This window comes from Dechloromonas hortensis, from assembly GCF_009469765.1.
GTDB classification, from domain to species: Bacteria; Pseudomonadota; Gammaproteobacteria; order Burkholderiales; family Rhodocyclaceae; genus Azonexus; species Azonexus hortensis.
In genome coordinates, this window is the sequence record NZ_SSSQ01000002.1 from 177,412 (window position 1) to 202,308 (window position 24,897).

Consider the following 24,897-nt stretch of genomic DNA (forward strand, 5'->3'; position numbering starts at 1 on the left):
ATTTCTGACGGAGGCCCTGCCATGCCAAGAATCCTGTTGTTACTGAGCCTGTGGTTTGCCGCGCCGGTCTGGGCGCAGCAACTGGAAGTCATTGAACTGAAGAGCAAGAGCGTCGAGCAAGTCCTGCCCGTGCTGCTGCCGCTGGTCGAGCCGGGTGGCACCTTGACCGGCATGAACAACCAGCTATTCCTGCGCGCCTCGCCCCGCAACCGGGCGGACATCAAGAAGGCGCTGGCGGCGATCGATACGCCGACGCGGCGTTTGATCATTCGCGTCAGCCAGAACCGGCAGGCCGAGGACAGCGCCCGTGGCGGCGAGGCCAGTGGCCAGGTCGTGCTCGGCAGCACGCGGCGCAGCAATGTCGAGGCCCGGGTCTGGGACACCAAGAGCGTGCGCGGCGAAAGCGCCGCGCAAATGGTGCAGACGGTCGAGGGCGGCCAGGCCTTTATCCAGGTTGGCCGTTCCTTGCCGATTCCGATGCGCCAAGTGGTGATCGGGCCGGGTGGGGCAGTGGTCAATGAAACGGTGGTTTATCAGGATGTCGGACGCGGCTTCTATGCCGTACCCCGCCTCAATGGCGAGCGGGTAACGCTCGATATCAGCCAGCAGGCGGCCAGTCAGGGCGGCTATGGCAGTATCAACAGCCAGCGCTTGTCGACGACGGTTTCCGGGCGCCTCGGTGAATGGATAGAGCTGGGCGGCAGCGGCCGCCAGGCCAGTGGTAATCAGAGTGGAGCGCTCAGTCTTTCAACCAGCGATGCTCGTGACAATCGCTCAATTTGGCTTATGGTGGAGGAAGTAGAGTGAGTGATTTGAAACGTCATATCGGACAAAAAGTGGCCCTGGCCACTGCTGTTTTTTGTGCCTTGCTAGCCCTGCCGGCCTTCGGCCTGTTTGTCTGGTTGTGGATGGAGCGCGGGCTGGCCGATACCTGGGTGCCGAGCGCCCTGGCTGCGGTTGGTTTTCTCGGTGCCTGCACCGTGGTGCTTTATGTCATTAGTCGGCCGCAACCACCGCTGCCGAACGAGGATGCTGCGGTCGACCATTAAAAAAGGGCAATTTTCAAAAAACTGCTTCAGCCGTTTGCGATAAGCCGTCCGCCATCGACCTGGCGGCCGTAGTGTGCGTATCATGGCCGCATATCTTCGCTCGTCGAGGCTGCCATGAAACGCCGTTTCCCGCTTCAGGTTCATATCTCAACCTTGTTCCTGATCCTGACCCTGCTGGTCGGCGGGGTGATCGGCGGCATTGGCTACAAGATCAGCCAGGATATTCTTGAATCGACCGCGGCGGAGCTGAGTACCCGCATCCAGCGCGAGGTGCTTGGCAATTTTACCGGCCTGCTGGCGCCGGCCGAGGTCGCGACCCGGCTGCTCGGTCTCGATGACATCACGCAGCAGCGTACGTTCGAGGGGCGACTAAGCCAGCTCGATTTCATGCGCGAATTGCTGAATAGCTCAAGTGCGCTGACTTCGCTGTATGTCGGCTACGAAAGCGGTGATTTCTTCTTGTTCCGACGGGTCAGCGAGGCGGCCGAGCTGAAATATTTTGCGGCGCCCGAGGGAACCGCCTACATCGTGCAGAGTATCGAGCACGCCGAAGGCGGGAGCACGGGGCGCTTCATCTATTTGGATGCAGCCCTGGTGACGCTGCGCAGCGATGTGCGTCCCGAATATGCGGCAAAGTTCGATCCGCGCAACCGCGACTGGTATACCGCAGCGATGCGTTCCAAAGGCCAGATCAAGACGCCGCCCTACCTGTTCTTTACCTCCGGCAAGCCGGGCACCACCATCGCCAGCCGTGCCAGCAAGGGTGGGGCCGTGGTCGGGGCCGATATCGGCCTGGATACACTGAATCAACTGCTCGCCGCGCAGAAAGTAACGCCCGGCACGCATCTCGTGTTGAGCAATGCGGCAGGGCAGGTCATCGCCGCCGACGACTTCAGCAATGCCTTGCCGCCGGCCGGGCAGGCGCCGGAACCTTTGCATCTGCCGAATATCAGGGATTTGGGCGTGCCGGTGCTGGCCCAGTTCACGGCAGCCAGTTTCAAGTCGGATGAACAGGCAGCACAAAATGCTGTGCTGACGCTTGACGGTGAGCGTTGGCATACATCGATTCGATCGTTCAAGCTCGAAGGCACCAATCCGCTTTTTCTGGTGGCGGCCATTCCCGATCAGGAGTTGATGGCGCCGGCCCACAAGCTGATGCGACACCTCGTTGTTGCCATGTTGCTGGTGATTGCACTGGCCATTCCGGCAACGCTGGCACTGGCGCGGCGCATTTCCAGGGAACTGCAGCAATTGGTCGGCGAGGCCGAGTCAATCCGTCGCTTCGAGTTCTCGCACCCGATCGCGGTCGACTCGATGGTGCTCGAGGTCAATGAACTGGCGGTGACGATGGGCGTCATGAAGCGGACGATCCGGCGTTTCCTCGACATCAGCATGGCGGTCGCCAGCGAGAACAATTTCAGCCGCTTGCTGCCCAGCTTGTTGCGGGAAACCATTTCAGCCGGTGAAGCTGAAGCCGGCATCCTCTACCTGGCCGAGAACGACATGCTGGTCCAGGCCGCTGCGATGAAAGCGGATGGCGGGCCGCTGATGGCGGAAAGCACCGGGCTCGACCCGGCCCTGGCCGGGCCGTTGCTGAGCGCGGCCATCGCCTCCGGTCGGGCGCAGACCGGCCGGCTCGGCGAGGCCGACCTCAAGGCGCTGGGTGTCGTCGATTCAAACTGCCTGCCCGGTAAAAGCCATGCCATCGCCGTGCCGCTGCTCAATCGCCAGCACAACCTGGTGGGGGCCATGGTGCTGTTCCGGCTGAGTGAAACCGACCAGGCACGGCTGCGCTTCATCGAGGCACTGTCAGGCTCTTCGGCGGTGTCTATCGAGAGTAAGGAGCTGATCCACGCCCAGAAGGTGCTGTTCGAATCCTTCATCCAGATGATTGCCGGTGCGATCGATGCCAAAAGTCCTTACACCGGCGGCCATTGCGCCCGTGTCCCGGAACTGACCAAGATGCTGGCGAAAGCGGCCTGTGCCGAATCGAGTGGCCCTTACAAGGACTTTCAACTCGACGAGGAGGGCTGGGAGTCAGTGCATGTCGCGGCCTGGCTGCACGACTGCGGCAAAGTCACGACGCCCGAATATGTCGTCGACAAGGCGACCAAGCTCGAATCGCTTTACGACCGTATCCACGAAGTCCGGATGCGTTTCGAGGTGCTCAAGCGCGATGCCGAAATCGCCTGCCTGCAGGCGATCGCCGCTGGCGAGCAGGCAGCGTCGGCGCGGGACCGCTTGGCCGAACAGCTCGCAGCCCTTGATGCCGATTTTGCCTTTGTCGCGACCTGCAACGAAGGCGGCGAATTCATGGCGGCTGAAAAAATCGAACGGCTCAAGGCCATCGCCGGCCGGACCTGGCGGCGGACGCTCGATGACCGGATCGGCATCTCGCATGAGGAAAAGGCGCGCAAGGAACGCATACCGGCGCCCGCTCTGCCGGTCGACGAGCCTTTGCTGGCCGACAAGCCGGAACATCGTTTCGAACGCGGGGTACGCGACCAGATGCCGGACGACAATCGCTGGGGCTTCCGCATGCCGCCGCCCGAACTGCTCTACAACCGGGGCGAACTGCACAACCTCGGCGTGGCGCGCGGCACCTTGTCGGACGAAGAACGCTACAAGATCAACGAGCACATCATCCAGACCATCATCATGCTGACCCAGTTGCCGTTTCCCAAGCATCTGCGCCAGGTGCCCGAGATCGCCGGCGGCCACCACGAGAAGATGGACGGCACCGGCTACCCGAAACGCCTGCGTCGCGAGGAGATGAGTCCGGTCGCCCGGATGATGGCGATTTCCGACATTTTCGAGGCGTTGACCGCAATCGATCGTCCGTACAAGAAAGGCAAGAAGCTGTCGGAGGCGATCCAGATCATGGCGACGATGAAAAAGGCGCAACACATCGATGCCGAGCTGTTCGACATCTTTCTGCGTGCCGGGGTTTACCGGGAATACGCCGAGCGCTTCATGCGGCCGGAGCAGATCGACGAAATCGACATCGAGGCCTTCGTCGGCCCCGCCGCAGCGCCTACTGCCGCGTAGTTGCCGGCCAGCGTTTCGCGGCCGGAAGCGACTGGCCAGCCATTTCCGACAATTAAAAATTGAGGACTAGACGACCGGTCTAATTTATGGCAATCTTACCTGCATGAACATTCGTCACGACAACACCCGACAGCACGTTATCGATACCGGCAAGCGGATTATTGCCGGCAAGGGCTTTTCGAGTGTCGGCCTCAACGAAATCCTGAAAACGGCCGGCGTGCCGAAAGGCTCGTTCTACCATTACTTCGAATCCAAGGAACTGTTTGGCCAAGCGCTGCTCAGGGATCATTTCGATTGCTATCTGGCCGAAATCGATGCCTTGCTGCAGAGCGAAGAGCTGTCTGGGCGCGAGCGCCTGATGCATTTCTGGCAGCAGTGGCGGCATTCGCAGTGTGCCGACTGCAGCGAGCAGAAGTGCCTGGTCGTCAAGCTGAGTGCCGAGGTGGCCGACTTGTCGGACGCGATGCGGATCACCTTGCGCGATGGCACCGATCAAATCGTTGCCCGCATCGCCCAATTGATCGAAGCCGGCGTAGCGGACGGTTCGCTGCCGGCACTGGCACCGCTCGCCACTGCCCAGATGCTCTACCAGCTCTGGCTGGGGGCCAGCCTGCTCGGCAAGTTGCACCGCGACAGCAAGGCGCTCGATAACGCCATGCAGGTTACGGAAAAGGTTTTGTCACACTGAGTTGCCATGCATTGAACCGGCCGCTGTCGTAGGCGGCCAATTTTTTACCGTTGATATTAGACGACCGGTCTAATAAAGCATATGTAATTCCCAACAAGGAGAAGATCCATGAGTTCATTGTTCGATCCCATCAACGTCGGTGATATCCCGCTCGCCAACCGCATCGTTATGGCGCCGCTGACTCGCAACCGTGCCGTCGAAGGCCTGCAGCCGGGTCCGCTGACCGTCGAGTATTACCGGCAGCGGGCGAGCGCCGGCCTGATCATTGCCGAGGCCAGCCAGATCAGCCCGATGGCCCAGGGCTATCTCGATACCCCGGGCATCTACACGACCGGGCAGGTAGCCGCCTGGCGCAAGGTGACCAATGCCGTGCATGCCGAAGGCGGGCGTATCGTGCTGCAGCTCTGGCACGTTGGCCGCATTTCGCACAGCTCCCTGCTGCCGGACGGTGCTGCGCCGGTTTCCTCGACCAATCGTCGTCCCGAGGCGATGACCTTTACCCGCGACGGTTTCGTTCCGGTTTCCGCGCCGCGTGCCCTGCGTGACGACGAACTGCCCGGCCTGGTCGCCGATTACCGCCGTGCCGCAGCCCTTGCCATCGAAGCCGGTTTCGACGGCGTCGAGGTACATGCCGCCAATTCCTATCTGCTCGACCAGTTCCTGCGCGACAGCGTCAATGACCGTAGCGGGCCGTACGGCGGCAGCATCGCCAACCGCGCCCGCCTGCTGCTCGAAGTGATGCAGGCGGTGGCCGGTGAAATCGGCGGCGGTCGCACCGGCGTCCGCTTCAGCCCGATGACCACCTTCAGCGACACGCCGCTCGATAGCGATCCGCAGGCTCTGTTCAACTACGTCGTCGAACAACTGGCGCCGCTTAAGCTGGCTTACCTGCATGTGATCGAAGGCGAAACCGGCGGTGAGCGCGCTCCGGCGGCGGCCAAGGCCTTTGATTATGCAGCACTGCACCAGCGGTTTTCCGGTGCCTGGATGCTCAACAACGGCTATAGCCGCGACATGGCGCAGGCGGCATTGAACGATGGCCAGGCCGATCTGATCGCCTTTGGTCGGCCCTTCATCAGCAATCCAGACCTGGTACGTCGCTTGCGGGAAGAGGCGCCGTTGAACGAATTGCAGGCTGACAAGCTCTATGGCGGGGGCGCCGAAGGTTATACGGATTACCCAACGCTGGCCGACTAATCGGCTTATGCAATTGCCGTGACGGAGCGCTCCGTCACGGTTTTCTTTTGTCTTATCTGGATTTTCAATGTCTTCATATCGCCGCTGGCTACCAGCGCTTGCCCTGATCGTCCTGTCGCTAACCTGGGGTTACACCTGGGTCCTGGCCAAGCAAGGCCTGGTCTATGCGCCGCCTTTCGCTTTCGCCGCCGAGCGCTGTATTGGCGGAGCGCTGGCCCTGGTTCTCGCGCTCAAGCTGATGGGGCGCCCGCTGAAGCTGGTGGCGCCGGGGCCGACGCTGGCCATCGGCTTGACCCAAGTGGCCGGCTTCATGGCCTTCCAGACCTGGGCGCTGGTTGAAGGCGGTCCCGGCAAGACGGCCGTGCTGATTTTCACGATGCCGATCTGGACGCTGCTGATGGCTTGGCCCATCCTTGGCGAGCGGATCAAGGGCAAGCAGTGGCTGGCGGCGGCCTGTACGCTGACTGGTCTATTGCTGATCATCGAGCCGTGGGACATGCATTCCAGCCTGTTCAGCAAATTCCTCGGTCTGATGGCAGCGCTTTGCTGGGGCATCGGTACCATTCTGGTCAAGCGCTTGCGCTCGACCCAACAGGTCGATCTGCTCGCCCTGACCACCTGGCAGATGATACTCGGCGCCGGTCCGCTCATTTTGCTCGCCTGCGTGGTTCCGGAACGGGCGACCGAATGGTCGCTGCCCTATGCCGGCATTCTCGCCTTCATGTCGATTGCCAGCACGGCCATGTGCTGGTGGCTGTGGATCTACATCCTCGACCGGGTGCCGGCCTGGGAGGCCAGTCTGTCGGTACTCGGCACGCCGGTGGTGGCGATCCTGTTGTCACGCCTGACCTTTGGTGAAGAGTTCAAAGGCATCGAGGTGGCCGGCATTCTGCTGATCGGCAGCGGCCTGGCGCTACTTTCTTTGCTAGGCTGGGCGGCCAGTCGGCGAAATCCGGCCAAAGCGATTATTCAAAAAGAGGTTCAGGTAACGTCATGACGACACCGTACAAACTTTCCATGCTCGACCTCGTTGCCGTGCGTGAGGGCGGGACGGTGGCCGACGCGCTGGCCATTTCCGTGCGCACCGCTCGCCATGTCGAGGCTCTGGGGTTCGAGCGCTACTGGCTGGCCGAGCATCACAACATGCCGGGCATCGCCAGTTCGGCCACCGCCGTGCTGGTCGGCCACATCGCGGGGGCGACCAGTCGTATCCGGGTCGGCTCGGGCGGCATCATGCTGCCCAATCACGCGCCGCTGGTGGTGGCCGAGGCCTTCGGGACGCTGGCCGAACTTTATCCGCAGCGCATCGACCTCGGGCTGGGGCGCGCCCCGGGGACCGATCAGCAGACAATGCGCGCGCTACGCCGCGACCGTCTTGAGCGTGAAGCCGATTTCCCGCGCGAGGTGGCGGAGCTGCAGCAGTTGCTCGGGCCGGTGCAGCCCGGACAGGCCATCGTCGCGACGCCCGGCGCCGGTACGCAGGTGCCGATCTGGCTGCTTGGTTCCAGCCTGTTTTCGGCTCGGCTGGCGGCCGAGCGCGGTCTGCCCTATGCCTTTGCCTCGCACTTCGCACCGGCCATGCTGCTGCAGGCGGTCGAGCTGTATCGCCGGAATTTCCAGCCGTCGGCGGTGCTGGCACGTCCCTACGTGATGATCGGCGTGCCGTTGATCGCGGCGCCCGACGATGCCGAGGCCGAATACCTGGCGAGCAGCACCTATCAACGGGTGCTCGGTATTCTGCGTGGTGACCGCCGCGGTCTACCGCCACCGCAAGCCGATTTTCTGGCTGGCCTGCAGCCGCACGAGCAGTCGGCAATCCGCGATTTCCTCGGCGCAGCGGTGATCGGCGGGCCGGACAAAGTGGCAGCCGGCCTGGCCGAACTGCAACAGGCCAGCGGCGCCGACGAACTGATGCTGGTCTGCGACATCTTCGATCCGGCTCTACGCTTACGTTCGCTGGAGATCGCAGCACTGGCACGATAGGCCGTTAATCTCTCGCCCGGTGTCGCTGGCCGGCGGCGCCATGCCTGGATGGCGATATACTCAAGATGCTTAGCCAATTGGCTGGCATCAAGGGGGACAACAGAGCATGCCGATTGATGGTCCTATTCCGGATGTCGTATTTTCCAGCCTTGCCGTATTGACGCTGTGGGCCGTGATGTTTCATGCCGGCTTGAGTATCGTGCCCGAAGAGCTGGCTTGGGTCGGAAAGCATCCTGGCCAGCTTATGAAAGGGCTGTTCGCGGTACTGGTTGTGGTGCCGGTGCTGGCGCTGGCCGTGATCCGCCATTTTGAACTGAACCGGGCAGTCGAAATTGGTATCGTGCTGATGTCGATTTCGCCCGGGGCACCGGTCGCGCTGCGCCGTTCGATCGGTGCTGGCGGACATGCTTCGTTTGCCGTCACCCTGCAAATCGCGGTCGTCTTGCTCGCCGTGCTCTCGATGCCCCTGTGGATTGCCGTGCTCGACCTGCTGTACGACGCCAATGCCTCGATCGATCCCTGGAGCCTCGGCCGCCAGGTTTTTTTCGCCCAATTGCTGCCCCTCGGCATCGGCCTCCTGGCACGCCGCTCGAGCACCCGCCTGGCAGCGCTGTTGCTGCCACGCCTGGCCCCTGTCGCAGGCGGCTTGTTGCTGCTGCTCACCGTTCTGGCCCTGATCAACGTCTGGCAAACGGTGATTGATGCTGGCCCGCGGGCCATTCTGGGAATTGTCACGATGACGCTGCTCGCCCTGATGGCGGGTCATCTGCTAGGCGGCCCGGACCCGGCGACGAGGACGGCGAATGCCGTGGCCAGCGCGGCCCGTAATCCTGGCCTGGCGCTGCTCGTCGCTTCGTTGAACGGCGCGCCGCCGACTGTCATGGCGACGATACTCGCCTATCTCGTCGTCTGCGCCTTGACCGTGCTGCCCTATGTCGTCTGGCGGCGCCGTGCAGCCAGGGCCACCTAGAGCCGGGCGGCCAAACAACGCAAACAGCCCGCAGATCGTTATCGAACGGCGGGCTGGCGCATTGTTGGCGAAGCGGTTTGCTACCTTGCGGTCAACTCGGGTTTTACCGCCTTTTCCCAGTTGTCGCCAGGGTTGAACTGCTTGATCGCGGCGGCGGTTTTGGCCGTATCCGCCCCGAGGTCCTTTTCATAAACCACGCCTTCGTGGTTGACGATGAAGCTCTTGATCCCCGATGCCCCGTAGTCGGCCGGATAGGCGATCACCGCAAAACCGCCGATCAGCTTGTCGCCGGCCAGGTAGTTGTAGCTATTGCCCGGTGTGTCGCCGCCCTGTTCGGTCAGGATGCGATAGTAGTAGCCCCAGTAGGGGGCCGGTTTTCCACTCTTTCTCGCGTAGCCCTTGCTTTCGGCAAAGGCGAGCAGGGGGCCGAGCGGGCTTGGTGCCTCGCCGGCCTGGGTCGGCCAGTACAAGCCATCGTGCTGGCCGGGCGTGCTGCTGAACTTCTGGGCGTATTCGCGCAGCCCGTCGCCGTCGCGGTCCACCGAGGCGTAGTCGTACTGGGCATCGACAATGGCCTGCAGGACCTGGATGGCGTACAGCTCGTTTTGGCCAATGCGCCGATTGACGATCTCGTCCATGCCGGCGGCCGGGTCGAAGCGCCAGATGTTGCCGATCTTGACCAGCGGCACGGGGAAAGGCCACTCGTTGTTGCCGAGAACGAGCGTCGCCCGCTGATCGCCCTCCATGCGCAGTTCATGCTTTTCGTTGTAGGCACTGACGAACAACTCTCGCTCGTACTTCGCCCGGACCGGGTCGCCGGAACCCAGGCGCTTGGCCTTGGCCCCGAACACGGTTTGAATGCGTTTGCTGTTGCCCGAGCGGGCGGCTTCAAGAAGATCGGCCGCCGCCGCGTCTGGCGAGGGATAGGCTTTGCCGTACAGCGCAGCGGCGGAGACCGGGGTGGCTGCGATGGCCAGCAGCAGGGCGAGGGGCGGCAAGGACTTGGCCGCGGCCCGGCAGATGAAGGAATTCGAGAATGACATGAGGATTACTCCCAAGGCGAAAGAGGTGAGGATGAGGAAAGCTTGAAAAGACGCCGCCGACTACCGTCGACCGCCGCGCCCACCGCCGCCACCTGCTCGCCCACCGCCGAAGTTGCCGCCACCACCGCTGAAGCCGCTGCTTTGCCGGCTTGACGCTCCCCGGCTGCCGAAGTCGCTGGCTTGCCGGCCATGATCGGCGCCGCCGAAACTACTGGCCTGACGGCTGCCGGAAACATCCCGGCCGCTTGCGCCATCGCGCCCACCGCGCGACATGTCTGACGTACCCGCGCTCGGCCCGCCATCGCGGCCGCCCCGTGAAATGTCCGAGGTGCCGGCACTGGGGCCGCCGTCGCGCCCCGCGCCACCGCGCTGGGTGTCGCGCGTACCTGCCCCGGCATCGCGACCGCGATCCGCTGTTGCGGCCCGGTCGCCGCCGCCAGGTTGTCCCAACTCGCTGCGGCCGGCTTCGGCTCGGCCGCGGAATTGCTCGCGGGCCTGCGCATCGCGCGTATTGGTACCGCGGTTGTACTGCTGCGCGACGCGCTGGTCCTTGTAGGAAACGCCGCGCCGATGCTCGACGTTGTGGTTCCAGTTGGTATTGCCGGAGATATTGGTCCGGTTGAAGTTGTTGTAGTTGTTGTGGTTGATGTAAACGTTGTTGCCGCGCCAGTTGCAACCGCCCCACAGCGCCGAGCCGACGATCACGCCGGCGGTAAACGTCCAGAAGGCTGCTCCCGGCACGTAACCGGGTGGGTAGTAGTAATACGGCGGGTAGGCCGGGTAAGGCCAGGTGCCATAGACCACGCTCGGGTTGTAGGTCGGTACATAGACGACAGCCGGATCGGCCGGCTCGATCTTGATGATGGTTTCGCTGGTGCCCTGTTCGACGACGACGTTCTGTTCCTTGCTGCTCTTCAGGTTGCCCTGGTCATTGGCGGCCTTGCGCAACTTTTGCACCGAGCTCATGACGCGCTGCTGGTCGGCCAGGAAGGCATCGCCGAGTTGCTGCGTCCAGGAGAGCTTCTCATTCATCATCTGCAGCACTTGCGGAAAGGCGGTCAGCGATTTGACGCTCGGATCCCAGGACTGCTTCTGCATCGCATCTTCGAGTGCCTTGTCCTTGACGTCCGGGTTGGCCTTGCTCCAGCGCGCCCCTTCGACGACTTCCAGCGGATAGGTCGAGGCCATCAGGATCTGGGCCAGCAAGGCATCGGGGTAAAGGGCAACCGGGGCGAGCAATTGCTCGAGTTGTTCCTGACTCAGGCTGCCGGTGTTCTGCGCCGAGGCGGCGCTTGTTGTCGATGTCGTCGGTGGCGGAGCGGCCGGCGGTGCAGCGCTACAGCCAGAAATGGCAACGCTGCCTGAAAGCAGGGCAGCGACTAAACGCGTAATGCCTGAGGGCATGAGAATGGCTCCTTTATTCAGCGGACCGGCTGGGTGAGCATTTGCAATACTGCGCCAGCCTTGTTGTTGGACATTGGATCAGCGCAGCGATTCGTGTCTTTACTGGGCAGCCTGTCATGCCATGATATTGACGCCGCCATCGACATACAAGGTCTCGCCGGTCATTCGGCGGGCATAAGGGGTGGCCAGGTAGGCGCAGGCGAAGCCGACATCCATGATGTCTACCAGTTGTCCGACCGGGGCGCGTTCGATGGCTTCGTTGAGCAGCAGGTCGAAGTCCTTCAGTCCGGATGCGGCGCGGGTCTTGAGCGGGCCGGGCGATATGGTGTGAACCCGGATCTTCTTCTTGCCCAGTTCGTAGGCCAGGTAGCGGCAGGCGGCTTCGAGCGCCGCCTTGACCGGACCCATCACATTGTAGTTTGGCACGACCTTGCGGGCGCCGTGGTAGCTCATCGCAAACATGGTGCCGCCTTTCTTCATCAGTGGTGCCGCCAGCTTGGCCATGCGGATGAAGGAGTGCACCGAAATGTCCATCGCCAGCGCGAAGCCATCGGCCGAACAGTCGATCAGCTTGCCCTTGATGTCTTCCTTCTTGGCCGAAGCGATTGAATGGACGACGATGTCGAGTTCGCCCCATTCCTGCTCGATGCGCTTGAAAACGGCTTCCAGTTCGCCCGGCTTGGAGACATCGAGCGGCACGAAGATCTTGGCATCGACGGCTTTGGCCAGCGGTTCGACATGCGGCCTGGCTTTTTCATTCAGGTAGGTAATCGCCACCTCGCAGCCCAGTTCATGGAAGGCGCGGGCGCAACCGTAGGCGATCGAGTTATCGTTGGCGACACCGACGATCAGCGCCTTCTTGCCTTCAAGAATGGGGGGGCGATAGTTTTTGTCCTTGGCCATGCAATGTCTCCTTGATGTTATTTCTTGCGGTCGACGTGGTAAAAAATGCGATTTTCAGCGCTGCCCTGACAAGCCGAGTTCGGCCAGGCAGCGATCGGCGTTTTCGGCGAAGCTCTTGCGCTTCGGCAACTCGTCGGGGCTGATCGAGACAAAAAGCATGACCATGTTCTGGCCCAGCACGTTATGCAGTTCCTTGAAGTTGACCAGCTGGGCATCGGCATCGCCGGCCGGGCGCCGGATATTCATGCGATCCAGATAAAGGTCGATGTTCTCGGCCCAGAATTGCTGTTCGGCTTCCTGCAGTACCTTGCTCAGGGTGTCGAGTTGCCAGTTGAGTGTGGTGTCGTCAATGCTCAAGGCGGCCAGTTGCCCCTCGATGTCATCGAATTCCCGCTGCAAGGTAGCCGGATCGGCGTGTTCGCCGGCCTTGTCGTCAAAGCTCCAGCCGCCTTTCTGCAAGACCTTCAGTTTGCCTTTGAGCAGTTCGTGCCGGTGCTTGAGCTCGACCCGCTCGCTCTTGGCATCGGAAATATGCGACAGCGCGATACTGATCAGGTGGTCGAAGGCGCGGTGGCGGAGCATGCGGCGCGTCTCGGCCTCGTTGGCACTCAGGTCGATCAGGCGATGATGGGTGAAACTGACCGTCATTTGCGCCACATCCCGACGCACCGTGTCACCGGCCACCTCCATACCGAAGGTCTGTTTCTCCTTGCGCTCGGCCAACAAGAGCGCCGTCAGCCCATTGCCCGGGCCGTTATTGGTGTCGCGAAACTCGCTGAGTTGCGGGTCGTTGCCGAAGACCTCGCGCATGTGTTCCGGCGAAACGAACAACGCTTTCAGCCTGGGGTCGCGGGAAAACTCCGAACTGGCCGCCAAGAGGGGGGCAGGCAGCAGTTCAACCAGTGCAACGACATGATCGATGGCGTGGATCACCGGCTCACGCAGCCGCTTGCGGTAAGCCGGGACCGCCCGCAACCTCGGGTCTGTGCCATCGACAGCACGTTCGATCGCCATCTCGATCAGCGACTCGGGGTAGCGCCCCGGCTGTTCATTGCCCCCGAAGATGGATTGAAACAGTTTCAGCATGATGCATTACCTCCGTTTCGCGGCCGGGCCCCGGTGTTCAGTATTTCATCGGAATCCAGCGCCGATTGACCATGGGCGCCACATCGTCATAGGCATGCTTCATGTTCCGCTTGGGCAGTTTGACTGTCTTGCGCGGCAGGTGCTCGTAGGGAATCTGCTTGAGGAGATGGCTGATCAGATTCAGTCGCGCCCGTTTCTTGTCGTTGGAGTCGACGATGTTCCACGGGGCGAAATCGGTATCGGTCGCTTCCAGCATCTGGTCGCGGGCCCGCGAGTAGTCGTACCAGCGTTCGCGCGACGGCAGATCCATCGGCGACAGTTTCCATTGCCGCACCGGATCGTCGATGCGTGCCCGGAAACGGCGTTCCTGCTCGGCATCGCCGACTTCCAGCCAGTATTTGAGCAGGATGATGCCGCTGGCCACGATCTGCTTCTCGATGAACGGGCACAGCTCCAGGTAACGGCTGCACTGCTCCTCGCTGCAGAAGCCCATCACCCGTTCGACCCCGGCCCGGTTGTACCAGCTACGGTCGAAAATGATGACTTCGCCGGCAGCGGGAAAGTGCGCCATGTAGCGCTGGATGTACATCTGGCTTTTCTCGCGATCGGAGGGAGCGGGCAGGGCGACGATCTTGAACACGCGCGGGCTGACCCGTTCGGTGATGGCCTTGATGGTGCCGCCTTTGCCGGCGGCATCGCGGCCCTCGAAGACGATGATGATGCGTTGGCCGGTGGCGACTACCCAGTCCTGCAGGGCGCACAGTTCGCCCTGCAGTTTGAGCAGGGCCTTGTCGTAATCCTTGGCCTTGAGCTTGGTTTTGCTATCGTCAGCCTGGTCCGGGCGCGCTTTTTTGCCTTTATTTTTCATGAACGGAGTCTCCTATCAAACGTTGGTTTATAGGTGCTGCTCAAGTGCTATCGGCGTATTGGCAACCATCCTCCCTGACCGGGGCGGGCGCCTGGTCAGCATGTAGCTTCGGTTGCCTCAATTTCATTGTAGTGTCATGCGGAAAAAAGAAAACCCGGCATTTAGCCGGGTTTGATGTCGGGAGGGCGTTGTCGCTCAGGCGGCGTTCAGCGCCTGGTCGAGGTCGGCGATCAGGTCATCGACGTGCTCGATGCCGACCGACAGGCGGATCATGTCTTCGGAAACGCCGGCCTTGGCCAGTTCTTCCGGCGACAACTGGCGGTGCGTAGTCGAGGCCGGATGGCAGGCCAAGGTCTTGCAGTCGCCGATATTGACCAGGCGAGTGACCAGTTGCAGCGCATCCTGGAACTTGCCGCCGCCTTCGCGGCCGCCCTTGACACCGAAATTGAGGATGCCGGAAGCACGGCCGCCCATGTACTTCTGGACCAGTGCGTGGTCCTTGTGCTCGGGCAGGCCGGCGTAGTTGACCCAGCTGACTTTCGGGTGTTTCTGCAGGAACTGGGCAATTTTCAGCGAGTTTTCGCAGATCCGATCCATGCGCAGGGCCAGCGTTTCGATGCCCTGCAGGATCAGGAAAGCGTTGAACGGGCTGATCGCGGCGCCCATGTTGCGCAGCGGCACGACGCGGGCACGGCCGATGTAGGCGGCCGGGCCGAGGGCTTCGGTGTACACGACGCCGTGGTAGGACACATCCGGCTCGTTGAGGCGCTTGAACTTGGCCTTGTGCTCGGCCCACGGGAACTTGCCACTATCGACAATGATGCCGCCGATGCTGTTGCCATGGCCGCCGAGGTATTTGGTCAGCGCATGGACGACGATATCGGCGCCGTGTTCGAAGGGGCGGCACAGGTAGGGCGAGGGCACGGTGTTGTCGACGATGACCGGCACGCCGTGCTTGTGGGCGATTTCAGCCAGCTTTTCGAAGTCGGTGATGTTGCCGAGCGGGTTGCCGACCGACTCGCAGAACACCGCCTTGGTCTTGCCGTCGATCAGCTTTTCGAAAGCTTCCGGATCGCGGTAATCGGCGAAGCGGACTTCGATGCCGTATTGCGGCAGGGTGTGGGCGAACAGGTTGTAGGTGCCGCCATACAGCGTGCTCGAAGTGACGATGTTGTCGCCGGCCTCGGCAATGGTCTGGATCGAGGCGGTGATGGCGGCCATGCCGGACGCCATGGCCAGTGCGGCAATGCCGCCTTCCATCGCGGCGACGCGCTTTTCCAGCACGTCCTGCGTCGGGTTCATGATCCGCGTGTAGATATTGCCGGCGACCTTGAGGTCGAAGAGATCGGCGCCGTGCTGGGTGCTGTCGAAAGCGTAGGAGGTGGTCTGGTAAATCGGCACGGCGACCGCTTTGGTGGTCGGATCGGGGGAGTAACCGCCATGAACGGCAAGGGTTTCAATTTTCATGCATGCCTCTCTCTTGTGCTTATGTGGATGAAATATGAAGTCTAGCAGGCGTTGACCGCAGCAGTCTGCTAACTGTGGTCGGTGAACTCCGGCGCAGCGGTGCGCGCCGCCTTGAGCAGGAAACGGCCGGGGTCGAGAGCATCGACCAGGTCGCGTTCGAGCGGTAGCGGTTCGTTTTCCAGCTGGCTGAGCAGCAGGTCGGCCATCAGCGCCGACCAGACGATGCCGCGCGCCCCGAAGCCCTGGACGCACCACAGGCCGGGCTGGCGGGCCAGGTCGTGCAGGCGGCTGTTGCTGCCGGCGGCGACTGGCTCGGGAACGGGGCCGACGATAGGCAGGCGGTCCGGCGACATCGGCCGGAAGCCGACGCGGCCGCTCAGGCCGGCCGGGTCGATGCCGTCGCCGAAGCCGGGCAGGGTCAGCCGGAGGCGGGCCAGGTTGTCGCGGTGATCGACCGGATGTTCGGCTGCATCGTCGTCATCATAGGAGAGCGAGGCGCCGATCAGTTGCATGCCGTCGACGACGGGCATGGCGTAGCCAATCTGGAACAGCACGACCTCGAGCGGTGGCGTCAGGCCGGCTGGCAGATGGGTGACCTGGCCGCGGGCCGAGCGTTGCGGCAGCCAGGCGAACTGTTCGAAACGTGGCGCGGCGGCGCCACTGGCCATGACGACGACCGGCGCTTCGGCCAGTACGTTGCCATCGGCCGCCACAGCGCGCCAGCCGGTTTTTGCCTTTTCCAGGCGGTCGACCGCAGCATTGAAGTGCACCGTGATCCGCTCGGGAAAAGCGGCCAGCGCCGCCTGGCAGACGGACGGCGGTTGCACCCAGCCGCCGTTTGGAAACCACCAGCCGCCGTTGGCGACCGACTGGCCGAGCAGACGGGAGGCTGCGTCGCGCTCGACGAATTGCAGTAGTTCTTCAGGCCAGCCGAGTTGTTCGACGGCGCGCCGCTGCTGCGCTTCATGCACCGCTTCGCGGGCCAGGTGCAGCACGCCGCACGGCGACCAGCGGGCTTCGGGTAGCCCGGCGAGCAGCGCCCGGGTGGCGAGAAAGCCGGCTCGGGTTAGGCGCGACAGGCGGTTGTCGTCGGCGCTGGGTAGCGGGCGCAGCATGCCGGCCAGGTTGCTTGAGGCGCCCTGGCCGGGGCCGGCCGCCTGTTCGAGGACGGTGACCTGCCAGCCCGCGGCGGCCAGCCGGTGGGCCGTGGTGCTGCCGGCAATGCCGGCGCCGATGACGATGGCGCGGCGCTCCGTCGGCTCCGGGAAGCGGTCGGGGCGGCGCGAACGCAGGTGGCCGGCCAGCATCTGGCGTTTGCCGGCAAAGCCGGGGCGTTTTTCGACGGTGAATTCGGCCGCCGTCAGCGCCTGACGGACGTGGCCAGCCACCGTCCACGTCGCCAGCGTGGCGCCGGGGGCGGCCAGCCGGCTCAGCGCCTTGCAGAAGTGGGGCGACCACAGTTCGGGATTCTTGACCGGCGAAAAGCCGTCGAGGAAAAAGGCATCGACCGAGGCGTCGACCGCCCGGATCTGCGTCGTCGCATCGCCGAAGAGCAGGGTCAGGATGACCTGGCCGCCATTCAGGTAGAGGCGGTGCATGCCCGGCGTCAGCGCCGGCCAGTGCCGCTGCAGTTCGGCCGCCAGTTCGGCGAATTCCGGCCAGGCGGTTTGCGCGCCGACGAGGTCGGCCAGCGCAAACGGGTGCTTCTCGAAGGAGATGAAATGTAGCCGCTGGCAGCGCTGCGGGTCGGCCCGCCAGGCCTGCCAGGCGGCGAGAAAACTGAGGCCGAGGCCGAAGCCGGTTTCGAGGATGACGAAGCGATGACGGCCCTGCCAGCGTTGCGGCAGCTCATTGCCGGCCAGGAAGACATGCCGGGCCTGGGCCGGGCCGCCGAGGGCCGAGTGATAAACGTCGTCGTAAGTGGCCGAGTACGGCGTGTCGTAGGCGACCAGTTCGAGGCGGGCGGGCTGCAGTTTTTCCACTAATGGAGCAGGGTTTTGCCGGTCGGCGGCGGGCTGATCGGCGCCGGGCTGTCGTAGGCCAGCGTCAGATCCCAGGCGGCCTGGTCGTTGGCGGCGCGCAGCATGGCGCACAGCGCGTGCAGGATTTCGGCGGTCAGTTCGAGCGTGAAGCGCCGTTCGCGCCCTTCGCGCAGGATCAGTCGCGCCGTCCCGTCGCCGCTGGCTTCGAGGACTGCCTCGCTGGCCAGTAGTGGGGTGGCGCCGAGCGGATAGCTTGGGTTGTCGTCGATGAAGGACTGTTCGAAAGAGGCTGCTTCGCCGGGTACGACATCGGTGTCGGCATTGGCCTCGACGACGGTCACCGACTGGCCGCTCAGGTGGCCATTGAGCATTTCGACCAAGTGCGGCCAGATTTCGCGCAGGAAACGGCGGGTGATGTAGATCCGGTATTCCTCGTTGGCCTGGGTGCCGACGCGCAGGACCAGGCGATCCTGCACGCTATCGTTGGCGATTTGTAATTGGCGGATTTGCATTTATTTCACCGTGGCCAGCACATCGACCAGGATCAGCACGCGGCGGATGCCTTTTTTCGACCAGCGCTGGAACAGCCCGGCCAGTCCGGCCAGTTTTTTCAGCAAGGGCAGGGCGCGGTGGATGATCCGCTTGATTTCCGGGTCGGGATTGGCGGCGAAGTAGGCGTCCAGCAGTTGCGGCAGCAGTTGGCGCGATTCGGTTTCGCCGACCGGACCGGCCAGCGAGATGGAATTCAGGAAAAGGGCGAGGTCGGCGGTCTGGGCAACGGCAAGGGGCAGGAATTCGCCGAAGTTCTCTTCGAAATCGATGCGATAGCTCAGGCCGTCGAGCAGCGTGATGTTCTTGATCTGCGCCCCGCCGTGCCACTGGCCGGCCCGGTGGAATTCACCGAGTTCGCTGGCCAGGCGCGGCAGTTCGCGGCGCCAGATTTCCGGCGTCCATTTTTCGAGCAGCGTGGCGACGACGGTGCCGCAAAATTCGAGCACGAAAAACTCGGGCGTGACCAGCGCCACCCGCGGCACGCGAATGCCGGCTGCGGCCAGCACCTTCAGCCGGTTGGCCTCGAAATCCATACTGCCGGCCGCCTGCGACAGGGCCAGCGTGCGTAGCGGCAGCGGCTGTCCGGTCAGCCGCTTGACCAGCCAGCGCATGAACAGCGTCTGCCCCAGCTTGCGCGGCTTTTCGGCCAGTTTCTTGACGACATAGCGCCGGCCCTCATGTTCGAAAACGAGGGCACGGCTGTGATGCGTCGTCAAAGCCGCCCGGGCGGCGGCTTCGAGTGTTGGATTTTCAGTCACAAGCAGCCCGTGGTCGAGCGAGCGCCGCCAAGACAAGGCGCACGGCGCCGCCGCATAGCAGCGCTATGCAAGGTGTCGTGCAACGCCGTATTGGCAAGCGCAGCCGACCACATCACTCGGGACGCATGGAGGGGAAGAGAATCACATCGCGAATCGCTGCCGAGTCGGTCAGCAGCATGATCAGCCGATCAATGCCGATGCCACAACCACCGGTCGGCGGCAGCCCGTATTCCAGGGCCCGGATAAAGTCGGCGTCGTAATACATCGCCTCTTCATCGCCGGCATCCTTTGCCTTCATCTGTTCGTGGAAGCGCGCCGCCTGGTCTTCAGCGTCGTTCAACTCCGAGAAGCCATTGGCGATTTCGCGGCCGACGATGAACAGTTCGAAGCGCTCGGTGATTTCCGGGTTGGAATCGGAGGCGCGGGCCAGCGGCGAGACTTCGACCGGGTAGTCGATGATGAAGGTCGGTTCCCAGCACTGGGCTTCGGCGCAGGCTTCGAACAGTTGCAGTTGCAGGCTGCCCAAGCCGCCCGGCTTGATCGGCTCGCCGAAGGCCTTGATCTGGGCCTTGAGGAATTCCGGGTCGGCCAGCTGGGCATCGGTGAAGCCCGGCTGTTCGCGCTGGATGGCCTGGCAGATGGTCAGGCGATGGAAAGGCTTGGAGAGGTCGAGTTCGCGGCCCTGATAAATGAAGACTTCCTTGCCCAGCGCCTCGCGGGCGGCGTGGCGGAGCAGGCCTTCGGTGAAGTCCATCAGCGTGTGGTAGTTCGCATACGCCTCGTAGAACTCCATCATGGTGAATTCGGGGTTATGGCGCGGGCTCAGACCTTCGTTGCGGAAGTTGCGGTTGATTTCGAAAACCTTCTCGAAACCGCCGACCACCAGGCGCTTCAGGTACAGCTCGGGGGCGATGCGCAGGAACTGCTGCATGTCGAGCGCGTTGTGGTGCGTGACGAAAGGCTTGGCCGAGGCGCCGCCCGGGATCGGGTGCATCATCGGCGTTTCGACTTCCATGAAGCCGTGGCCGGTCATGTAGTTGCGGATCGAGGCGACGATGGCGGAACGGGCGCGGAAGGTGAAGCGCGTTTCCTCGTTCATGATCAGGTCGACGTAGCGTTGGCGATACTTCATTTCCTGGTCGGCCAGGCCGTGGAACTTGTCCGGCAGCGGGCGCAGCGACTTGGTCAGCAGGCGGATCTCGGCGGCCTGGATGGACAACTCGCCGGTCTTGGTCTTCATCAGGATGCCGGTGACGCCGATGATGTCACCGAGGTCCCAGCCCTTGAAGGCGGTATAAACGTCTTCGCCGACACGGTCGCGGGTGATGTAGATCTGGATGCGGCCGGAGAGGTCCTGGACGGTGGCAAAAGACGCCTTGCCCATGACGCGCTTCAGCATCATGCGGCCGGCAACCTTGACTTCGACCGGCATGCCTTCGAGTTCTTCCGCCGATTTCTCGCCGTAGACTTCGAGGACCTTGGCCGCGGTGTTCTCGCGCTGGAAGTCGTTGGGGAAGGCTTGGCCGCTCTTGCGCCACTCGGCCAGTTTGGCGCGACGCTCGGCGATGAGCTGGTTTTCGTCTTGCTGGACCGGGGCTTGCTGTTCGGCGTTGGACATGAAAAATCCTTGGAAATTGAGGTTTGCTGCGGTCGACCGCTGTAGAACCCTGAATTTTCGCCGATTTGGCCGTTCAGGGAAAGCACGATGCGTCAGTCCGCTGCGTAATGGATGGCCAGCCAGACCGTGGTCTGGCCCGGGTCTGTCCATTCGACGCGATGCCGGCGATGGGCGGCGATTTCGACGAAGTCGCCGACGGCCAGCGGCACCGGCTGCGGAGTGTCTTCAAAACGCAGTTCGGCCTGCCCTTGCAGCAGCAGGACCCATTCGGCCTGCGCCTGGTCGTACCAGAAATCCGGTGGGCTGGCCTGGCCGGTCGAAACGATGCGTTCGATGCGCAGGCCGGGGTGGCTCAGCAGTTCCGAAAATTGCTCTTCCGGCAAGGTCGACCGCGGCAGGTCGGCAAAGATGTTGGTGGGCATCTGCTTCACGGGCGGTAAAGGGGGAGGGCAGCCAGGCGCTGTTCGATTTCCGCGTTCAGCCGCTGGTAGGCTGGGCTGCTCGGGTCGCCGAACTGGCGGCGGAAGTCGCGGGCGCTGATGTATTCCGGCAGGCCGGCCAGCGAGGGGATCAGGTCCTGCTCGCGCAGTGTGTTTTGCAGCGCCGCCTGCAGCTTAGCGTCGTCGCGGTTGAGTCCTTCGCCGAAGCGGGTGCCGGCCCGGTCGGCGGCGAGGTCGGCGAAGGAGAAGCCGCTGCCGTGCCGCGAATCGGCCAGTTCCTTGTAGACGCCGATGGCATCGGCCACCGGTTCGCCGGCCCAGGCGGCGAGCGCGGCGGAAATGACGAAATGCTGGGCGCTGTCGTAGCGCCCGGCCAGCATCAACATGACCTGGCGCGGCTGTGGCCAGTTGCGGGCGTCGGGAATGATCGCGGCGAGGTCTTTTTCGGCCAGGTAGGCGGCCATCACCAGCAGCGCAGCGCGGCGCTGCTGGCGCTGATCGTCGCCAGTACCGGCGAGCATGGCCTGCAGCACGTCGGGGAGGGCGACTTTGGCGCCCCGTGCATGATGATCGAGCAGTGCCGCAAACTGCCGCTGGGCAATGCGAATGCGGTCGAGTTCGGCCGGGTTGAGGGCGATGGCGCGGGCCCGTTCGAGGATGGCCGGTTCCCAGACGTAGCTGACCAGGATGCGCTGGTTGCGCGTGTCGTAATTCAGGTTGCGGATGGCGCTGCGCGCCAGCCGCCATTCGCGGCCGTAGCCGGTGCCTTCGATGGCCGTGTTCAGCGCCAGTTCGAGCAGGCCGGCCGGCAGCGGCAGGGGGCCGAGGGCGGCGCTGGCCAGGCGCGGTTCGCCGGGGCCGGGCGGAATGCTGGCCCGCAGGTTCAGGTAGTGTTCGCCGGGCAGGCGCAGGCTGAGGCGGATTTCGGCCGCATCGCCGTTCAGCAACAGGCCGCCGCGGCCGCGCAGGCCTCGGCTGGCAGCGTAGTTGATGCCTTCGTCGATGAGGGCGACCGGGATGGCGGTTTGCCGCGCTTCGCCGGGCCGCAGCCGGCGCGGGTCGTTGGTCTGGAACAGCCAGCGGGCCTGGGCGACGGCGAGCGGGGCGATGGTTTCGCTGCGGTTGACCAGCGGCTGGCGGTCGACCGCCGCCAGCAACAAGCCCCCGGCGGCCAGCACGAGCAGAAGCAGCGTGCCGGCCAGCCAGGCGAGGAGGCGAATCACCGTTGACTCACGGTCGGCGCCGCTTAGACGCCTTGTTTCAGGCTGGCCTCGATGAAGGGATCGAGGTCGCCGTCGAGCACGGCCTGGGTGTTGCCGGTTTCGTGGTTGGTACGCAGATCCTTGATGCGCGACTGGTCGAGCACGTAGGAGCGGATCTGGTGGCCCCAGCCGATATCAGACTTGGCGTCTTCCAACTTCTGTTGTTCGGCCTGCTGCTTGCGCAGTTCGAACTCATAGATGCGGGCGCGCAGCATTTGCCAGGCTTCGTCGCGGTTGCGATGCTGCGAACGGTCGTTCTGGCACTGGACGACGATGCCGGTCGGGACGTGGGTCAGACGCACGGCGGAGTCGGTCTTGTTGATGTGCTGACCACCGGCGCCGGAGGCGCGGTAGGTATCGGTACGGACGTCGGCCGGATTGATGTTGATCTCGATCGAGTCATCGACTTCCGGGAAGACGAACACCGACGTGAAGCTGGTGTGGCGGCGGGCGTTGGAGTCGAACGGCGACTTGCGGACCAGGCGGTGGATGCCGGTCTCGGTGCGCAGCGTGCCGTAGGCGTAGTCGCCGGTGAACTTGACGGTGGCGCTCTTGATGCCGGCGACGTCGCCTTCGGATTCTTCCATGACCTCGACGGAAAAACCCTTCTTTTCGCCGTATTTCAGATACATGCGCAACAGCATCGAAGCCCAGTCCTGGGCTTCGGTACCGCCGGCGCCGGCCTGGATTTCCAGGAAGCAGGGCATCGGGTCGGACGGGTTGTTGAACATCCGGCGGAATTCGAGGGCGGCAATCTTTTGCTCGAGCGGCACGTTGTCGGCTTCGACCGAGAGCAGCGTGTCGTCGTCGCCTTCTTCCTTGCCCATGGCGAACAGCTCGCGGCCGTCATCGAGCCCGGCCTGGACTTCTTCCAGCACCAGCACGATGTCTTCCAGCGATTTCTTTTCGCGGCCCAGTTCCTGGGCACGTTTGGCGTCATCCCAAATCTTGGGATCTTCCATCTCCAGATTGAGAAGGGTCAGGCGCTCGCGTTTCTGATCGTAGTCAAAGATACCTCCGCAGCTCGGCCGCGCGCTGCGCGATGTCTTCGAGCTTGTTGGCGATGCTGTTGATGTGTTCCGCGTCCATGATGTTCGTCTCGTTGCTTGGCAAAACCTCAATTATAGCCGCTGCTCAAAGCCGCATCGCGCTGCACCGTTCGGAGGCATTGTTGCGCCGGAGGTGGGGAAAGGCGGGCACCTGAATGGTGCATCGGCCCGCCGGGTCGGGCCGCTCTTGAGGCGAATGGGTGGGTTTGGCCCGGTCTGGTGCAAAAAAAGTCTTGTAAGTCGTTGTTTGATTGGCAAACTGCCATTTGATTGTCGCGTGGCAAGCGAATTGCTTTGGTTGTGACAGTTTTGTAAATATGTGTGCGAAATATATGACAAAGAGTGATTCAGCCCCGGCTTTGCACGCCAGCATGCGTTCTGTGCGCTGGCAACAACTGACGGTCTGCGCCCTGGCGTTCTCTGCCGCCGCTGCGCTGGCCTGGGCCGCCGCCGGCCAGGGTTCGGCACTGCTGGCCGGGCTGGGGGCCGGTTTGCTGCTGCTCGCGCTGCTCCTCGGCTGGCATGTGCAGCAGGAACTGGAATCCGGCCTCGGCTTGATTGATCGTTTTGCCCAGGATCTGGCCGGCGGGGCGCTGGTCAGTCGGCTCGATGCGCCGCGCTGCGGCGCGCTGGCGCCGCTGGCCGAGCGCCTGAACGGCATGGCGCGTTCCTTGTCCGGGCTGATTCTGGCCTTTGCCCGGATGTCGCAGGAAATTTCCAGCGTCGCCGGCGAGAGCAGCGCCAATGCCAGCGGCGGCAACGACGGCGTGCGCCGTCAGCGCGACATCACCCTGTCGTCGGCAGCGACGCTGGAGCAGTTGACGGTCAGCCTCGGCCAGACCAGCGACAGTGCCGGCGGTGCCGCCGAGGTGGCCGAGGCTTCCGGCCAGATGGCGGAGGCCGGCGCCGAGCGGGTGAGCGGGCTGGCGAAAAGTCTTGAGAGCCTGGCGGCGACCGTACGCCAGACTTCGGAGGGCGCCAGCCGGCTCGGGGCGCGCTCGCAGGAAATCGACATCATCGTCGAACTGATTGCCGAGATCGCGGCACAGACCAATCTGCTCGCCCTGAATGCCGCCATCGAAGCAGCACGGGCCGGCGAACAGGGACGGGGCTTCGCCGTGGTCGCCGACGAGGTGCGCAAGCTGGCCGAGCGGACGCGCAACGCCACCCACGATATCGGCGAGCGGATCGACGGCATGCGCCAGGAGGTCGGCAGCATGATCGAAGCGATGGCGGAAACGTCGGCCCGGGCCGCTGCCAGCCTGAACGATGCGGCGCTGGCAGTGGACGACCTGCAGCGGGTCGAAAGCAATGCCGGCCAGACGCTGGCGCTGATTCGCGATATCGCCGCCGCCAGCCGCGAGCAGAGCGAGGCGGGGCTGAGCATTGCCCGCGATATCGAGCAGGTCGCCCAGCTGGCCGATGCCAACGAACATCTGGTGCGCGAGAACAGCGAACTGTCCCGTTACCTGAGCGACTTGTCCGTTCAGCTCAACGGCACCCTGAAAAAATACCAATACGAGTGAGGTT

Annotated in this window: 22 protein-coding genes; 9 read left to right on the plus strand and 13 right to left on the minus strand. The window is 63.4% G+C overall.

What is annotated here, in order from left to right:
* The first annotated feature begins 21 nt into the window (after positions 1 to 21).
* The 8 genes from GH663_RS04200 (at position 22) to GH663_RS04235 (ending at position 8,935) form a co-directional block, all read left to right on the plus strand.
* On the plus strand, positions 22 to 807 hold the full coding sequence (locus tag GH663_RS04200) for a secretin GspD/PilQ domain-containing protein (protein WP_153130434.1): 786 nt from the start codon (positions 22 to 24) through the stop codon (positions 805 to 807).
* On the plus strand, positions 804 to 1,049 hold the full coding sequence (locus GH663_RS04205) for a hypothetical protein (protein WP_153130435.1): 246 nt from the start codon (positions 804 to 806) through the stop codon (positions 1,047 to 1,049). Before GH663_RS04200 ends, GH663_RS04205 begins: the two co-directional genes overlap by 4 nt.
* Positions 1,050 to 1,163: 114 nt before the next feature.
* Positions 1,164 to 4,097 carry an HD domain-containing phosphohydrolase gene (locus GH663_RS04210; RefSeq protein WP_153130436.1) on the plus strand — a complete coding sequence of 978 codons (2,934 nt, stop codon included), beginning with the start codon at positions 1,164 to 1,166 and terminating at the stop codon, positions 4,095 to 4,097.
* Between the two features lie 103 nt (positions 4,098 to 4,200).
* On the plus strand, positions 4,201 to 4,785 hold the full coding sequence (gene curR / locus GH663_RS04215; protein ID WP_153130437.1) for a TetR family transcriptional repressor CurR: 585 nt from the start codon (positions 4,201 to 4,203) through the stop codon (positions 4,783 to 4,785).
* 108 nt (positions 4,786 to 4,893) lie between these two features.
* The gene (locus GH663_RS04220) at positions 4,894 to 5,982 is read left to right on the plus strand and encodes an alkene reductase (protein WP_153130438.1); all 1,089 of its coding nucleotides are present in this window, start codon (positions 4,894 to 4,896) and stop codon (positions 5,980 to 5,982) included.
* A gap of 67 nt (positions 5,983 to 6,049) precedes the next feature.
* Positions 6,050 to 6,979, plus strand: a complete 930-nt coding sequence (locus tag GH663_RS04225; RefSeq protein ID WP_153130439.1) for a DMT family transporter — start codon at positions 6,050 to 6,052, stop codon at positions 6,977 to 6,979.
* Positions 6,976 to 7,965 (plus strand): LLM class flavin-dependent oxidoreductase, encoded by a 990-nt coding sequence (locus tag GH663_RS04230; protein WP_153130440.1) that lies wholly within the window; start codon positions 6,976 to 6,978, stop codon positions 7,963 to 7,965. The genes GH663_RS04225 and GH663_RS04230 overlap by 4 nt, the downstream gene beginning before the upstream one ends.
* 106 nt (positions 7,966 to 8,071) lie before the next feature.
* Complete coding sequence (locus tag GH663_RS04235; RefSeq protein WP_153130441.1) at positions 8,072 to 8,935, plus strand: bile acid:sodium symporter family protein; 864 nt, start codon at positions 8,072 to 8,074, stop codon at positions 8,933 to 8,935.
* Positions 8,936 to 9,015: 80 nt separating this feature from the next.
* On the opposite strand, the gene GH663_RS04240 is transcribed toward GH663_RS04235, so the two are convergent.
* The 13 genes from GH663_RS04240 to prfB all read right to left on the minus strand — a co-directional run bounded on the left by GH663_RS04240 (position 9,016) and on the right by prfB (position 23,407).
* Positions 9,016 to 9,978: a DUF2950 domain-containing protein gene (locus GH663_RS04240; RefSeq protein ID WP_153130442.1), complete on the minus strand. Its 963-nt coding sequence runs from the start codon at positions 9,976 to 9,978 to the stop codon at positions 9,016 to 9,018.
* 60 nt (positions 9,979 to 10,038) lie between these two features.
* Positions 10,039 to 11,382 (minus strand): DUF3300 domain-containing protein, encoded by a 1,344-nt coding sequence (locus GH663_RS04245; RefSeq protein WP_153130443.1) that lies wholly within the window; start codon positions 11,380 to 11,382, stop codon positions 10,039 to 10,041.
* Between the two features lie 114 nt (positions 11,383 to 11,496).
* Complete coding sequence (fabI, locus tag GH663_RS04250) at positions 11,497 to 12,285, minus strand: enoyl-ACP reductase FabI (RefSeq protein ID WP_153130444.1); 789 nt, start codon at positions 12,283 to 12,285, stop codon at positions 11,497 to 11,499.
* Positions 12,286 to 12,339: 54 nt separating this feature from the next.
* Entirely contained in the window at positions 12,340 to 13,371 is a 1,032-nt protein-coding gene (locus GH663_RS04255; protein WP_211371056.1) for a hypothetical protein, read from the minus strand.
* 37 nt (positions 13,372 to 13,408) lie between these two features.
* Positions 13,409 to 14,239, minus strand: coding sequence for a polyphosphate kinase 2 (gene ppk2, locus GH663_RS04260; protein ID WP_153130445.1), 831 nt, complete (start codon positions 14,237 to 14,239; stop codon positions 13,409 to 13,411).
* Positions 14,240 to 14,434: 195 nt separating this feature from the next.
* Positions 14,435 to 15,706, minus strand: a complete 1,272-nt coding sequence (locus GH663_RS04265; RefSeq protein WP_153130446.1) for a bifunctional O-acetylhomoserine aminocarboxypropyltransferase/cysteine synthase — start codon at positions 15,704 to 15,706, stop codon at positions 14,435 to 14,437.
* Between the two features lie 68 nt (positions 15,707 to 15,774).
* Positions 15,775 to 17,688, minus strand: a complete 1,914-nt coding sequence (gene mnmC / locus GH663_RS04270; protein ID WP_153130447.1) for a bifunctional tRNA (5-methylaminomethyl-2-thiouridine)(34)-methyltransferase MnmC2/FAD-dependent 5-carboxymethylaminomethyl-2-thiouridine(34) oxidoreductase MnmC1 — start codon at positions 17,686 to 17,688, stop codon at positions 15,775 to 15,777.
* Positions 17,688 to 18,200: a hypothetical protein gene (locus GH663_RS04275; protein WP_153130448.1), complete on the minus strand. Its 513-nt coding sequence runs from the start codon at positions 18,198 to 18,200 to the stop codon at positions 17,688 to 17,690. The genes mnmC and GH663_RS04275 overlap by 1 nt, the downstream gene beginning before the upstream one ends.
* Entirely contained in the window at positions 18,201 to 18,998 is a 798-nt protein-coding gene (locus tag GH663_RS04280) for a BUD32 family EKC/KEOPS complex subunit (protein WP_153130449.1), read from the minus strand.
* A 112-nt stretch (positions 18,999 to 19,110) separates the two neighbouring features.
* Entirely contained in the window at positions 19,111 to 20,616 is a 1,506-nt protein-coding gene (gene lysS / locus GH663_RS04285) for a lysine--tRNA ligase (protein WP_153130450.1), read from the minus strand.
* 92 nt (positions 20,617 to 20,708) lie between these two features.
* Entirely contained in the window at positions 20,709 to 21,038 is a 330-nt protein-coding gene (locus tag GH663_RS04290; RefSeq protein WP_153130451.1) for a cupin domain-containing protein, read from the minus strand.
* A 5-nt stretch (positions 21,039 to 21,043) separates the two neighbouring features.
* A complete protein-coding gene (locus GH663_RS04295; protein ID WP_153130452.1) occupies positions 21,044 to 22,279 on the minus strand; it encodes a YfiM family lipoprotein in 1,236 nt (411 codons plus the stop codon).
* Positions 22,280 to 22,302: 23 nt separating this feature from the next.
* Positions 22,303 to 23,407, minus strand: a protein-coding gene (prfB, locus tag GH663_RS04300; RefSeq protein ID WP_153130453.1) for a peptide chain release factor 2 whose coding sequence is annotated in 2 segments (ribosomal slippage) — positions 22,303 to 23,325 and positions 23,327 to 23,407 — 1,104 coding nt in all. Because the reading frame shifts where the segments join, the coding sequence is not laid out codon by codon here.
* Between the two features lie 331 nt (positions 23,408 to 23,738).
* On the opposite strand from prfB, the gene GH663_RS04305 reads away from it, so the two are divergent.
* On the plus strand, positions 23,739 to 24,893 hold the full coding sequence (locus tag GH663_RS04305) for a methyl-accepting chemotaxis protein (protein WP_170291331.1): 1,155 nt from the start codon (positions 23,739 to 23,741) through the stop codon (positions 24,891 to 24,893).
* Positions 24,894 to 24,897: the final 4 nt, after the last annotated feature.

Bases quoted from the DNA above. Each gene is read 5' to 3' on its own strand.
- GH663_RS04265 (WP_153130446.1), bottom strand. From the start codon at position 15,706: ATGAAAATTGAAACCCTTGCCGTTCATGGCGGTTACTCCCCCGATCCG.
- GH663_RS04210 (WP_153130436.1), top strand. From the start codon at position 1,164: ATGAAACGCCGTTTCCCGCTTCAGGTTCATATCTCAACCTTGTTCCTG.
- GH663_RS04235 (WP_153130441.1), top strand. From the start codon at position 8,072: ATGCCGATTGATGGTCCTATTCCGGATGTCGTATTTTCCAGCCTTGCC.
- GH663_RS04240 (WP_153130442.1), bottom strand. From the start codon at position 9,978: ATGTCATTCTCGAATTCCTTCATCTGCCGGGCCGCGGCCAAGTCCTTG.
- GH663_RS04245 (WP_153130443.1), bottom strand. From the start codon at position 11,382: ATGCCCTCAGGCATTACGCGTTTAGTCGCTGCCCTGCTTTCAGGCAGC.
- lysS (WP_153130450.1), bottom strand. From the start codon at position 20,616: ATGTCCAACGCCGAACAGCAAGCCCCGGTCCAGCAAGACGAAAACCAG.
- GH663_RS04200 (WP_153130434.1), top strand. From the start codon at position 22: ATGCCAAGAATCCTGTTGTTACTGAGCCTGTGGTTTGCCGCGCCGGTC.
- GH663_RS04230 (WP_153130440.1), top strand. From the start codon at position 6,976: ATGACGACACCGTACAAACTTTCCATGCTCGACCTCGTTGCCGTGCGT.
- GH663_RS04225 (WP_153130439.1), top strand. From the start codon at position 6,050: ATGTCTTCATATCGCCGCTGGCTACCAGCGCTTGCCCTGATCGTCCTG.
- GH663_RS04290 (WP_153130451.1), bottom strand. From the start codon at position 21,038: ATGCCCACCAACATCTTTGCCGACCTGCCGCGGTCGACCTTGCCGGAA.
- GH663_RS04255 (WP_211371056.1), bottom strand. From the start codon at position 13,371: ATGCTGAAACTGTTTCAATCCATCTTCGGGGGCAATGAACAGCCGGGG.
- GH663_RS04275 (WP_153130448.1), bottom strand. From the start codon at position 18,200: ATGCAAATCCGCCAATTACAAATCGCCAACGATAGCGTGCAGGATCGC.
- curR (WP_153130437.1), top strand. From the start codon at position 4,201: ATGAACATTCGTCACGACAACACCCGACAGCACGTTATCGATACCGGC.
- GH663_RS04220 (WP_153130438.1), top strand. From the start codon at position 4,894: ATGAGTTCATTGTTCGATCCCATCAACGTCGGTGATATCCCGCTCGCC.
- GH663_RS04305 (WP_170291331.1), top strand. From the start codon at position 23,739: ATGCGTTCTGTGCGCTGGCAACAACTGACGGTCTGCGCCCTGGCGTTC.
- ppk2 (WP_153130445.1), bottom strand. From the start codon at position 14,239: ATGAAAAATAAAGGCAAAAAAGCGCGCCCGGACCAGGCTGACGATAGC.
- fabI (WP_153130444.1), bottom strand. From the start codon at position 12,285: ATGGCCAAGGACAAAAACTATCGCCCCCCCATTCTTGAAGGCAAGAAG.